Source organism: Streptomyces sp. JK94, from assembly GCF_053613315.1.
In genome coordinates this window covers 215,556-227,454 of the sequence record NZ_JBSICH010000001.1, presented here as the reverse complement: position 1 = coordinate 227,454, position 11,899 = coordinate 215,556, and the positions used below count along the sequence as shown (strand labels likewise).

Genomic DNA, 11,899 nt, shown 5'->3' with positions numbered 1-11,899 from the left:
ATCCAGGAGTCCTCCGTGCACCGCACCCTCAGAACTGATCCGCCCGTCACCCGCACCTGCAACCGCACCCGCCTCGGATGGATCTGCCATGCCCAGCCACTACGACGTGCTGCCCGACCTGGCCTTCGGCCACCACCCCGTCCACGGCATCGTCGCCGCGAACCCGAAGAACCTCGCGGCCAGCACCTGGATGCTCAAGGGATTCGACTTCCATCCCGTCCCCGACCAGCCGACGTTGTACGCGCTGGCCGACCAGAACCGTGACGGGCACGGCCGTACCAGCCGGGCCATCGAGCTGCTGCGCAAGGCCGGATACCAGGTCGATGTGGACGCCGCACTTGACCCTGCGCTGGCGCCCGACACGGCACAGGTACGCGACCGCGGTCCGCTCGGTGAACCAGACGTCGCCTTCGCCGATCACCCGCAGCTCGGCATCGTCGCAGCCCTCGACGACCGTGTCTCCGGCCTCAGCGGGCTCGCGCTGGTGGAGGACGGCTGGCGGCACAACTCGAGCCTGGACATCTACACGCTCCCCGCGACCACCGATCGCGTCGAGGCGCAGGGGAAAGTCGCCGACGCCACGGTGGCCCTGCACCGTTCGGGGCTCCAGGTCGCAGTGCAGCCCCGCCTCGCTCAAGAGGTGACGGCTCGGCCCCGCCCTGCTGCCACGCCGGCCGTCGGCCGTGAGCGCGGCCGTGGTCCCGCTCGCGCGTCTCCGTTGAGCGCCGCCGCGCTCGCCGCCAGCCCGGCCCGTGCCGGTATCCCGGGCAGGGCGCCGGTCCCCGCCGCCGTCACCACACCGGCGGTCCGGCCGGTTGACCCCCGCATCGCGTACTCCCGCGACCGCTGATCCAATTCCTCAAGGAGGCCCTTCCATGGCCGTGAAGACGATCTGGCCTATCGACCACACCTGCGGTCACCATGCCGACCGCGACTTGTCCGACCGACCGGCCGACCGCCGCGCCGGCTTCGCCGAGTGGCTCGCCAGGCAGGAGTGCACGGACTGCTGGCGCGCCTCGAACGAGGGCGACGAGCAGGACAAGGCCGCCTGGCTCAAGGCGAAGCGCGCCGAGGAGCAGACGGCGTCCGAAGCCTGGTCCGAGCAGTACCGGATGCCTCCCCTGGAGGGGACCGAGCGGGCCGTTCCCTGGGGTGTGCGCTGTCGTCACCAGATCCTGACCAACGCCTACACCGCACTGGTCACCGAAGGCACGACCAGCGAAGCGGAGTGGGCGGAGATCGAGGAGAACGCTCGTACGGTGACCCGTGCCGGGTGGTGGATAGACCAGAGGTCGTCCGAGCCCGAAGACCTCACCGAACTGCTCCGAGCCGCCACCGAGGCCGACCGGCCGACAGAGAATCCCTTCTTCTGACCGACCGGGTGCCCTGCTGCGGCGGGGCACCCGGCTGACCGCCACCGTGCGGCCTCTACCAGCGGTTCTCGGCCGGACCAAACTCCAGATTTGCCGGACACTCTGCCCACTGGCCCACCTCCAACGGGTCTTTCGCTCCCTCTGCCCCGGAGACTTCCGTGCCTACCTCGATCACCATCACGTCCGAGTTCAGCGGCAGCGTCGTTGCCAAGGGCGCTACTGATGACCTCTCCGCGCAGCTCCTCCGTCACGCCGGTTTCAAGCAGATCGACGACTGGCACGGCCGACGCCATCGCCTGCCCACCACCACTCCGCTCGCCGACCAGGTCGCCATCGCCAGCCATGCGGCCGAGATGCTTCGAGCCGCTCGCTATGACGTCACCCTTCCGCCGTCTCTCGTCACGGCCTGGATGAGCCCTCCGGTGCATGCGCTGGGGCCCTACGCCGCCGAAGCCGAACTTCTCAGCATCACGGACCAGATCCGTGCGGCCGAAGACGGGGCCAGCCTTCAGCGCGCAGTCGACCACCTCCTTCACCCCGAGCACGGTGCGCTGGAGCGTGTCCGGGAGGCGTTGGAAGCGGCGGGAGAACAGGTCAACGACCTGGACGAGGACGCGTATGCGCTCGCCGACCGGTTCGGCTTCGCCTCGGAGTTCATCAGCTCGGCCCAGTCCGAACTCGTCGATTCCGAGGCCGAGCTACGCCGCGTCGGCGCCGCTTCGACGAGTTATTCCGCAGCTCGGACCGTGCGTGATCACCGTGGTGCCGCTCTGGCCACTTCTCCTGCGGCGAACCAAGCCAAGGTCTCCTCGGCGTCCAGTTCTCAGACGGCGCCGCTCACTACATCGGGTCACCCACCGCGCGCCTCAACCCCCCGATGGTGACCCCGGCCGCTCTCTCCGCCGTCGGCCACCAGTACGTCGCGCGCCCCCGCTCGACTCACCCGTCAAGGACCACCCATCCGAAGAGGCAAACGTGCCCGAGTACTACTCCAGCATCGGCGAGGCCGTCGGTGCGGCCATGCAGCACAACATCCGGCTCGCCCACCGCAGCGCGGCACCGGGCTCCGACAAGCCGCTGCAGGTCAGGCGCCTGCCCAGCGCTTCCGCCGATCCGTACTCGGTCCGCGGGATGATTTCTCGCCTCCACGAGGACGCCTCACCCGATGAGGTGGCGGGCATCATCGAGGAGGTCAACGGCGCACTGGTCGGGGCTCTGCCCGAGCTGACCGAACTCGTCGCCTCTGCCGCCGACTGGACTCGCGCCCGTCTCGACTTCGACGACCCGCATCACGATCCGACTTTCGAGACTCGGACACGACTGGCAGCCGCGTACGGGATGCTCCAGGACGTCCGTGAGCAGTTGGAAGTCGCCGAGGACGGTCTCGCTGCCTGTCCCGCAGAGCGCACGGACCCCCGGCACCACCAGATGGTCAACGTCTTGCGCAGCCGGGAGTTGCTCGACGATGTCCTCAGTGCCGAGGCTGCTCCTGCGCCGTCCGCTGCCCGGAACTTCGATTCAGACCGGCAGCGGGCGGCCCGCGCCTCCTCGCCGCGCGCCGGAACATCGCCGTCGACCAGCAGTCCGCCGGCCACCGCAGCACCTCCGCCCGCGCCTCGTTCTGCCGGCCGACCCCGCTGAAACGTGCCGCTTTCGACGTCCAGGAGTACCCCCATGAGGTGCACGAGAGCCGAGCGCGCCCAGCCCCCGCCCGCTCGCACACCCAAGGAATTGCCGTGCCTTCCCCGCGCACCAGCGCGCCCTCGACCACCACCGGGTCGGACGCGCTCCTCTACCTCCTGTTCGGCATCCTCGGCGCCGCCATGGCCTTCGGCTCCCTGGCCTGGCTGACCGGAAATCTCACCAACACCATCGTCGGGAGCGGGACATGGGCCCCCTTCCGCGTCACGGACGCGCTGCTGCACCCGGAGGTGATGTGGCCGGCCTTGAGCACCAGCATGCTGATGGTCGGCGCCCGCGTCGTCCCCGCCCTGTTCACTGTTGCCCTGGTCGTCACCGCTGCCGTGCTGTGGATGCGGTGGCGTGCCGGGTCCAAGTCCGGCCTCGCCCGGAAGGCGGACCTGGTGCCGCTGCTGGACAAGGAGATCGTCGCCAAGGCGAAGAGCCTGCGCCCGAGCCTGGGCGGCCGGGAGAGTAAAAGAGGTCCTGCCCGCTGACCGCGGCATCCTGCTCGGCACCCTCGATCCCGGTCGTGCGGAGGTCCGCGCGTCCTGGGAGGACGTGATCGTCGCGATCATGGCCCCGCGTTCCGGCAAGACGTCCGGGCTGGCGATCCCCGCGATCCTCTCGGCACCGGGCCCGGTCCTGCTCACCAGTAACAAAGCCGCGAACGACGCCTTCACCACCACGGTGGACGCCCGCGCCGAGGTCGGCACGATCTGGACCCTCGATCCGCAGCAGATCGCCCACCACCCGCGCGAGATGTGGTGGGACATCCTCGCTGACGCCCGTGATCTCGCCGGGGCGAAGAGGCTGGCGGGGCACTTCGTGACGGCGAGCGTGGACGAGTCCACCGGCTCCGACTTCTGGTCGACCGCCGCGAGCAACACCCTCGGTGCCCTCTTCCTCGCCGCCGCGTCCCACCGGCGGCCGATCACCGACGTCCTGGCCTGGCTCGCGATGCCGGCCGACCGCACCCCGGTGGACCTGCTCACCGACGCCGGCCACCATGCGGTCGCCGCCCAGCTCCAGGGCACCGTCTCCGGCGCGACCGAAACGCGCGACGGCATCTATGAGACGGCGAGGCAGTATGCGAGCTGCCTGCTCGACCCGGACGTCGCCGCCTGGGTCACCCCCAACGACGACCTCCCCGAGTTCCAGCCGTTCGCCTTCGCCACGTCCCGCGACACCTTGTACCTGCTGAGCAAGGACGGCGGCGGCAGCGCGTCCGCGATCATCGCGGCGGCGGCCGACGCCGTGATGCGCGCGGCCGTGATCGTGGCCGAGCGCTCCGGCGGGCGACTCGACCCGCCCGCCCTGTGCGTCCTCGACGAGGCGGCGAACGTCTGCCGCATCTCGGACCTCCCTGATCTCTACAGCCACCTGGGCAGCCGAGGCGTCATCCCGATGACGATCCTGCAGTCCTACCGTCAGGGCCAGCGGTGCTGGGGCGAGGCCGGTATGGACGCCCTGTACTCGGCCGCCACCATCAAGATCATCGGATCTGGCATCGACGACGCCGACTTCGCCGACCGGCTCAGCCGTCAGGTCGGCGACCATGACGTCCAGACCACCTCGGTATCGACCAGCGAGGGCGGCAAGTCCACCTCGGTGAGCATGCGCACGGAGCGGATCCTTCCGCCGGACGCCATCCGCGCCCTGCCCAAGGGCAAGGTTCTGCTGCTGGCCACCGGCATCCGGGTCGCCATGCTCAACCTCAAGCCCTGGTACAAGGAGCCCTCCGCCAAGGTGGTCGGCCCGGCTTCCGCTCGCGCCACGAAGGCCATCACCGAGCGTGCCCTCGCGAAGAGCATCGGCCAGGACGATCTTGGACTGTCGGCATGAGCGCGCCCACACCACAGCAGGGGCGGTTGGCCCACGCTCCGGTCGTCCTGCGCGGTGGCCGGTGGTGGCTTGACGGCGAGGCAGGCTCGGTTCCCGCCTCCGATCCCGCCTTCACTGCCGTCCTGGACGACTTCGCGCTGTCGATGGCCGCTGCCGACCAGGCAGTCGCCAACCTCCTCGTCCGGCAGGACGAGGTGTCCTGCGCTGATCTCGGAGGCCGGCGGTGAACCCGCTGATGAGTGCCGAGCAGGCGGTCCTCGGTGCCGCACTCCTCGACCCCGAGCAGCTCACGCACCTGGAGTGGCTCGCTGCGGACCACTTCTATCGGCCCGTCCACCAGGCGCTGTTCGCCGCGCTCCGCAAGCTGCGCAACGACGGGCATCCCGCGCTCTCGGCCGATGGTCCGTTGCCGTTGTCGTGGGTGACCGACGCGGTCGAGGAGGCCGGACAGCACGTGCGCGGGCTGACCGCGGCGTACGCCCACACCCTGATCCAGGCGTGTCCCCGAACCGAGCACGCCCCGGTGTACGGCCGCATGGTGCTGGAGGGGGCGATTCACCGCACCGTCGCCCAGCACGCGATCCGTCTCCACCAGGCGGCTCGGGCCGACGCCGTCCAGGGCGAGGTCGAGGGAGCGTTGCGCACGGCGGACGACCTGACCGGCGTACTCACCGACCTTGCGCGACGCTGGGGAACCGACCCTCGACCGGTCCCACCCACCGCCGGGCCCTCTGCCGCCACGCACATCCCGCCTCCGGCGCAGAGCGGCCAGGTCGCCGAGGACGAGCGGTTCCTCCTGGCCGTCCTCGCCGAACAGCCGGGGGCCATGGGCGAGGTGGTGGCCTGGCTGCGGCCGGGAGACTTCGCCGACCCGACCCACAGGCAGCTCTACCGGTGCCTGGGCGCGCTGCACCACCGGGGCGAACCCATCGACCGGATCACCCTGCTCTGGGAGGCCCAGCGACGCGGTCTGCTGGCCGACGGCACTGTGTCGAGCGAGCAGCTGACCGCCGTCTGCGAAGGCATGGTCCCCGGAAGCGCTGACTGGTTCGGACAGCGGGTGATGCGCTCCTCCGTCACGCGCACCGCCGCCGCCTCCGCGCGAGCCATCCGGACCCTGGCCCAGGACGAGGTTCTGGGGCCCGGCCGGCTGATCAACCACGCTCTGCACGAACTCGGTCCGCTCGACGAGGTACGTGCCCGCTGGGCCACCGCGAACAGCAGTCCGGCTCCGAAGACCACGGCATCCGCTCCGTCGGCGGCCGAGCCGCCGCCCGACCGAGTGAAGGCCGCCCGCGCCCGCAGCACGCCCCGCCCAGGCGCTGCACCTTCAGCCCCGGCCAGCCATCTCCCCACGCTGTCGACGGCCCGACCACCCTCGCGCGGCCACCCTTGAGCCCCCCTCCCCACCAGCCTCCTCTGCCCCCTGGAACTCGTCTTGATCTATCCCATCTCCGCGCCCGCGCTGGACCTACGTCCCACGGCCCCGAGCCTCGCCGCCCCGTTGATCGGGTCTCTCTGCTCGGGGTACGGCGGCCTCGACCTGGGCGTGCAGTCCGCGCTCGGTGGCACGCTCGCCTGGCACGCCGAGGTCGACCCGAACGCCTCACGCATCCTGGCCCGCCACTGGCCCGGCGTCCCGAACCTGGGCGATATCACCGCCGTCGACTGGTCCACCGTCCCCCGGGTGTGTGTCCTGACGGCCGGCTTCCCCTGTCAAAGACGTCTCGGTCGCCGGCCGCCGGGCCGGACTCAACGCCCAGACCCGCTCCGGGCTCTGGCTGCACGTCGCCCGTGCGGTCGCAGCCCTCCGACCCTGCCTGGTTGTGATCGAGAATGTGCGCGGCCTCCTCACCTCCCCCGCCGGTTCCCCTGGCGACGTGGAACCCTGCCCGTGGTGTCTGGGAGACACCGCAGGTCAGCCTGCTCTGCGGGCACTCGGTGCCGTACTCGGATCCCTGGCCGACCTCGGGTACGACGCGAAGTGGCTCGTGCTTCGCGCCTCCGACGTCGGGGCCCCGCACCGCCGCGAGCGGACCTTCCTCGCCGCCTGGCCCGCCGGGCACCCTGCTGAAGACGCCGACCAGCAACATCGGGAAGAACGGCGGCAGCCAGCATCCATCGAAGCGGAAGAGCGGGGGGCACGGTCCGAACCTGGCCGACGAGGTCGAGTGGCTGCTGCTGCCGACCCCGAAGGCGTCGGACGGAATCAAGGGCTCGCCGAACCAGCGGCACGGCAATGGCGACATGACCCTGCCCAGCGCGACTGCGTCTCTGTTGCCGACGCCGAGGGCCAGCGACACGGGCACCCCGGGCCGCCGCCCCGGGAAGGGATGGCGACCTCCCTTGTCGGCGGTGGTCCTGCCCCTCTGGGCGGAGGAGACGCCGGAGGCGGGGGCGCGGACCGGCGATGGGGAGCGTACGGATCCGCCATCACCCGATGGGAGAGCCTCACCCGCCCGGCCCCGGCCCCCACAGACGCGGCCGGTCGGCTCCGCGCGGACTTCGTGGAGTGGATGCAGGGCCTCGACGCCGGCTGGGTCACCGCGACTCCGGGGCTCGGCCGTCCAGCGCAGCTCACCGCGCTCGGCAACGGCGTCGTCCCACAACAGGCTTTGCACGCCTTGCAGTTGCTGGCACCACCCTTCCCCCGCTGTCCCCGCTGCGCCGACCGATAGCGCTCCACTACCGCGATTTTCCGGCCGGACCAAACCGCTGATTCTCCGGATCCTCTCGGGCATGTCGCCGTCTCACAGATGGAGCACACCCCCATGGCCGACACCAGCCCGACCTCCCCCGGCCCCGAGCCGTACCGCGTCCCCGACGCAGACCTCGACGACCTCGCCAGCACCCTCGCCAAGACCATGGCCGAGGTCAGGCAGCACGGCGTCATCCTCGACCGCCTCGGCTCCGAGCCCGACCCCGGCGCCATCCAGCCGCCGGACGGCGCTCCGGAAGCCGAGGCGGCTGACGGGAAGAAGCCCGACGGCCCCGCCTCGGTGTTCATCCTCGCCCTGGGCGGCAAGGAGTACGCCGTCGAACTCGCTGCCCTCAGCGACTGGGTGAACTACCTCTTCCTGCCGGTGTACGGCCGGGAGATCAGCACGAGCCGTCCCTGGTGCGCGCACTGGCACGAACACCCCGAGGCCGTCGCCCGGCTCCACGCACTCTGGCTCGCCTGGCAGCAGTTCACCGACACGGAGGCCGGCCTGTCCGGCCCCTCGACCTGGCACCGCGACCACCTGGACCAGACCCTGGCGCACCTGCGTGCGCCCGACGGACCGTTCGCGGCCTGCACGACCAGCGCAACTCGCCCCAATCACCGGGTGCTGGCCACCCCGGCGCCCGAGCAGGCGGGGGTGGCGGCGTGAACGACGTTCTCGACTTCGGCCTCGACGATCTCTCGCCGGTCGACGACGACTCCGAGGAGGCGATGGAGGCTCTCTGGGCTGGCGACCTGACGGTGCTGTCCCAGCACCACACCACACCCAACGGTTCGCACAGCTTCGTCCTCGCCCACGACCGATCGGTCACCTGGGGGATACCCGGCGAGCCACAGCTCATTGCGATCGCGGTCGCTCGGGATCTGCGGCAGTCCACGTTCACGTTCGAGACGAGTCACCACGCCACGGCGTCCTTCGCACAGAACTGGCTGGCAGAACGCGGCTGCCCGCTCGAACGGATCGCGCTGCACGGTGGCGACTACATCGAGCCCGCCGACGACCTCACCCTCCAGGTGGAACAGCAGATCCAGAAGTCGGGCACCCGCTACGAGGTCCTCGGCACCTACACCTCTGACGACAACCCCAGCGAGGCGTGGACACTCGTCAACGACTCCCAGGCCACCCAGGCACCGGTTCGCCTCTTCTACGAGGAGTGGAACCACGGCGCTGGCACCTACACGATGCGCGAAGGCGCCTTCCCCGACGTCGGCGGCGCCCAGACCTGGCTGGACGAGCGCAGTGAACCGCTGCCCGAGCCTCCGGAGTACAGCGACCACAACGGTGCTGTCGTCCGGGCTCGCATCGCCCGCATCGCCCTTTCCCGGTCCGCCGGAACCTCTCCGACACCGCAGACCGGGCTCGACGCGCCCCGCGCGTCGGCGGCGGTACCGGTCCAGCGTGCGGTCCAGGGGAGGCTGCTGTGAGCCGCGCCCGCTTCGCCTTCGCCGCGCACCCTGACGCCATTGCCGACCTGCGGGAACTCCCGTCTGAGATGCGCGATTTGGCCTTGCTGGAGCTGCAGAACCTGGTCCACGGAAGCGACGACTGCTTGCCGTTGAAGGGCCGCCTCGCCGGCTTCCACAAGGTGTACGTCGACCCGGAGGTCTCTTACCGGCTGGTCATCCAGTTCCGCCAAGCGCCACCGACCTCGACCCACAAGCGCGAGATCTACCTCGTGGCGGCTGGCAGCCGGAAGGACTACGCGGTCTACCGCGCGGCCCACCTACGGACCGAGCCCCAGCAAGGGGTCGGCCCGGACTCCGCCACGGAGGCCCGCGTGCAGGCCGCCCGGTCTCGCTCGACGCTCACCACCGAACGGCCGACAACGGGCCGCACGGCTGCCCCGTCACCAGCGCCGCCCTCGGCCACTACTTCTCGAAAGGTTGCCCAGCGATGACCAACGACCGTACTCCGCTCACAAGTTCAGAGCTGACAAATCTCCTCACCGAGGCCGCTCAGAACGTCGGCGGCATCCCTGCCGCCGAGTACCCGACGGCCGCCGCCCGCTCCTACCTGCATCCCGTCTTGGGTCCGCTGGCCGCTGGGCCCCGCGTGATCACCGAGCTGAACGACCGGTTCGAGGGCTTCGTGGCCACCGAGCCCCGCCCTGCTGGTTCGGCGGGCCTGTTCGCTCTGGCCTCCTACGCCTCCGCGCTGGGGTGGCTCACCGAGTCGTTCGCCGAGCTGACCTCCTCGGTCGATGAAATCTGTACCCGCGTGGGCATACCGACGGAGCCATGCGCCCCGATCGTCGCCGCGCCCGGTGGTGCGGAGCGGGACGACGAGTTCGGCTTCGCCTTCAACGCACTTGAGTTGGAGGCGGTCCGCAACGCAGCCGAGGCCGCCGGCCTCGCGCCGGACGACTACGTCGAGGTTCTCTCCCAGTCGCTGCTCGCCGCCGCCCGGATCACCGACGCCTGCATGGAGATCTCCAGCGGCCTGCTCGATGACGCCGATCTCCTCAGCGAAGTGAGCGACCGCCCTCGGCTCGACAACGATCCCGGGAGCCTGCCCGCTCTGGTCCGCTCTCTGCTCGCCCGGATGGAGACGACGGAGTGAACCCGTACGACGCGGACACACACCCTGGGCCGTATCTCGTCGTCGAAGTGCTCGGTGTCGGGGATGTCAGCGTGCACGCCCTCGCACATGGTCCGGAGGAGCCGCTGCACCAGGCCGCTACACGCGTCATCGAAGCCGCAGCGGCGCTGGACGAGCGACACGAGAGCGTGCTCGACGCGGTCCAGCGCGCTCAGCGGCTACTCGAAGGCACTGGTCGGGGTGAAGTCGGCCGAGCCCAGGTCTCGTACGCGCTGCTGCGCACAGCTCTCCCGGACCTCGGAGACGGCCTGGCCCAGCAGGACCGGGCATACAGCCAGCTCGTCGAGGCCCTGTCCGCCTACCGCCGGCTTCTTTCCTCGCCCCCTGCTCAACACGCGAGCAACAAGAGCCACGGGCAGGGCCAGAAGACGAGGCCCCACCGGGACGACGACTGGGCCGTCGCCGGGGAGCGCGGGCTGGTAGCCCTCGAAGCGGTTGCGGCCGGAGGTGTTCGCTTTCGCCGCAACGCGATCGGCGAGGACCCGTACATCTCGCGGGAGAAGGCCCAGTGGCAGGACCCGGCGGTCTTCCCGCAGACCGTGCAGCGGCTGGTCGCCGACGGGCTACTGCATCAGGACATCACCGAGAACGTGTACCGGCCCGGCCAGCTCCTCTCGCTCACTGCGCAAGGGGAAGCCGCCCTGCGTGATGGTCGAGCGACGACCTCCCGGGTGTCCGCCGCCCTCGGCCGCACCACCACGCGGACCACGCCAGGCGCGCGCTCCGACTCGGCCGCCGTGCCCGTCGCCAGGGCCTCCCTCGCGACCCCCCGCTCACGCTGACCTCATCCCGATAAGGACCCCACCATGGCTACCCCCGGCCTGCCTCCCACCTTCTCCATCGCTTCCATCGACGCCCAGCGCGTCGAGGAGGCTCTCGCCCGGATCGGGCCCAAGTGGACCACCTGGACCGCGATGACCCTGGCCCAGGTGAGGGGCCCCGTGCGCGTCCGCGACGTTGCTGCGCAGCTCCCCTTCGTCAGTGAGCAGTTCGTCGGCAAACGGCTGGCCACGATGCACGCTGACGGACTGGTGGTCCGCGGCTACGACCGGCGGGGCGCGCCGTACCAACTCAGCGCGCTCGGCACGTCTCTGGCCCCCGTCCTCCGCACGGTGTCGGACTGGTCCCGCACCCACCTGACACAGGAACCGATGGCCGAAGCCGAGCGTGTCGAAGACGCGCTGCGCCGCCTGCATCTTCGGCACTCAACTGCCGTGATTCAGGCCCTCGACTCGGCTGACGGCCAGATGCGGTTCGTCCACATCGCCGAGGCGGCCGGTCTGGACTACGGCCTCGCACGGCAGCGACTTGTCCGGCTTCAGGCCGATGGCCTGGTCACGCGGACGGGCTCCCGGCACGGAGACCCGTACGTGCTCACCGATGCCGGCCAGGCGTTGGGGGCCGTCTACGCGAGTGTCGAGCACTGGAGCCAGCCCTTCTCGCTGCGAGGTGGAACAGCGGCACCGCTTCCGGCAGCGGCAGCCACGCGCACCCACGCCAGCATTCCGCTGGGAGCGGGAGCCGACAGCGCCCGGACCGCGGCGGCCCTACGACGGAGCGCCGCCGCGTCGAACGTCATGTTCAGCCACGCGCCTCAGCCGGAACCGCGGATGCCGGCGGCCGTGACCGCTCAGTCGGCACCGGGCCGGGGCCGGTGACGGGGGTGAGAACGAGAGGCCA

Annotated in this window: 15 protein-coding genes and 1 pseudogene; all 16 read left to right on the top strand. The window is 70.7% G+C overall.

Features of this window, described 5'->3' with window-relative positions; all coding sequences use genetic code 11:
• The first annotated feature begins 88 nt into the window (after positions 1 to 88).
• The 16 genes and pseudogenes from ACVV2G_RS01155 to ACVV2G_RS01080 all read left to right on the top strand — a co-directional run bounded on the left by ACVV2G_RS01155 (position 89) and on the right by ACVV2G_RS01080 (position 11,877).
• Complete coding sequence (locus tag ACVV2G_RS01155; protein ID WP_453840627.1) at positions 89 to 850, top strand: hypothetical protein; 762 nt, start codon at positions 89 to 91, stop codon at positions 848 to 850.
• Positions 851 to 875: 25 nt separating this feature from the next.
• Positions 876 to 1,373, top strand: coding sequence for a hypothetical protein (locus ACVV2G_RS01150; RefSeq protein WP_350889782.1), 498 nt, complete (start codon positions 876 to 878; stop codon positions 1,371 to 1,373).
• Between the two features lie 158 nt (positions 1,374 to 1,531).
• On the top strand, positions 1,532 to 2,257 hold the full coding sequence (locus ACVV2G_RS01145) for a hypothetical protein (RefSeq protein ID WP_453840626.1): 726 nt from the start codon (positions 1,532 to 1,534) through the stop codon (positions 2,255 to 2,257).
• A gap of 91 nt (positions 2,258 to 2,348) precedes the next feature.
• Entirely contained in the window at positions 2,349 to 3,014 is a 666-nt protein-coding gene (locus ACVV2G_RS01140; RefSeq protein WP_453840625.1) for a hypothetical protein, read from the top strand.
• A gap of 95 nt (positions 3,015 to 3,109) precedes the next feature.
• Complete coding sequence (locus ACVV2G_RS01135; RefSeq protein WP_453840624.1) at positions 3,110 to 3,550, top strand: hypothetical protein; 441 nt, start codon at positions 3,110 to 3,112, stop codon at positions 3,548 to 3,550.
• Positions 3,551 to 3,629: 79 nt separating this feature from the next.
• Positions 3,630 to 4,898 carry a type IV secretory system conjugative DNA transfer family protein gene (locus ACVV2G_RS01130; protein WP_453840623.1) on the top strand — a complete coding sequence of 423 codons (1,269 nt, stop codon included), beginning with the start codon at positions 3,630 to 3,632 and terminating at the stop codon, positions 4,896 to 4,898.
• A complete protein-coding gene (locus ACVV2G_RS01125) occupies positions 4,895 to 5,125 on the top strand; it encodes a hypothetical protein (RefSeq protein WP_194546418.1) in 231 nt (76 codons plus the stop codon). Before ACVV2G_RS01130 ends, ACVV2G_RS01125 begins: the two co-directional genes overlap by 4 nt.
• The gene (locus ACVV2G_RS01120; protein WP_453840622.1) at positions 5,122 to 6,294 is read left to right on the top strand and encodes a DnaB-like helicase N-terminal domain-containing protein; all 1,173 of its coding nucleotides are present in this window, start codon (positions 5,122 to 5,124) and stop codon (positions 6,292 to 6,294) included. Before ACVV2G_RS01125 ends, ACVV2G_RS01120 begins: the two co-directional genes overlap by 4 nt.
• A gap of 153 nt (positions 6,295 to 6,447) precedes the next feature.
• Positions 6,448 to 6,558: pseudogene (locus ACVV2G_RS01115) on the top strand (DNA cytosine methyltransferase); the annotation flags it as partial.
• Between the two features lie 121 nt (positions 6,559 to 6,679).
• Positions 6,680 to 7,576, top strand: a complete 897-nt coding sequence (locus tag ACVV2G_RS01110) for a DNA cytosine methyltransferase (RefSeq protein ID WP_453840976.1) — start codon at positions 6,680 to 6,682, stop codon at positions 7,574 to 7,576.
• 93 nt (positions 7,577 to 7,669) lie between these two features.
• Complete coding sequence (locus ACVV2G_RS01105) at positions 7,670 to 8,269, top strand: DUF4913 domain-containing protein (protein WP_037882112.1); 600 nt, start codon at positions 7,670 to 7,672, stop codon at positions 8,267 to 8,269.
• Positions 8,266 to 9,045, top strand: a complete 780-nt coding sequence (locus tag ACVV2G_RS01100; RefSeq protein ID WP_453840621.1) for a glycosyl hydrolase — start codon at positions 8,266 to 8,268, stop codon at positions 9,043 to 9,045. The genes ACVV2G_RS01105 and ACVV2G_RS01100 overlap by 4 nt, the downstream gene beginning before the upstream one ends.
• Entirely contained in the window at positions 9,042 to 9,518 is a 477-nt protein-coding gene (locus ACVV2G_RS01095) for a hypothetical protein (RefSeq protein WP_453840620.1), read from the top strand. Before ACVV2G_RS01100 ends, ACVV2G_RS01095 begins: the two co-directional genes overlap by 4 nt.
• Positions 9,515 to 10,180 carry a hypothetical protein gene (locus ACVV2G_RS01090; protein ID WP_453840619.1) on the top strand — a complete coding sequence of 222 codons (666 nt, stop codon included), beginning with the start codon at positions 9,515 to 9,517 and terminating at the stop codon, positions 10,178 to 10,180. The genes ACVV2G_RS01095 and ACVV2G_RS01090 overlap by 4 nt, the downstream gene beginning before the upstream one ends.
• Positions 10,177 to 11,001: a large ATP-binding protein gene (locus ACVV2G_RS01085; RefSeq protein ID WP_453840618.1), complete on the top strand. Its 825-nt coding sequence runs from the start codon at positions 10,177 to 10,179 to the stop codon at positions 10,999 to 11,001. The genes ACVV2G_RS01090 and ACVV2G_RS01085 overlap by 4 nt, the downstream gene beginning before the upstream one ends.
• Positions 11,002 to 11,025: 24 nt before the next feature.
• Entirely contained in the window at positions 11,026 to 11,877 is an 852-nt protein-coding gene (locus ACVV2G_RS01080; protein ID WP_453840617.1) for a winged helix-turn-helix transcriptional regulator, read from the top strand.
• The last annotated feature ends 22 nt before the right edge of the window (positions 11,878 to 11,899 follow it).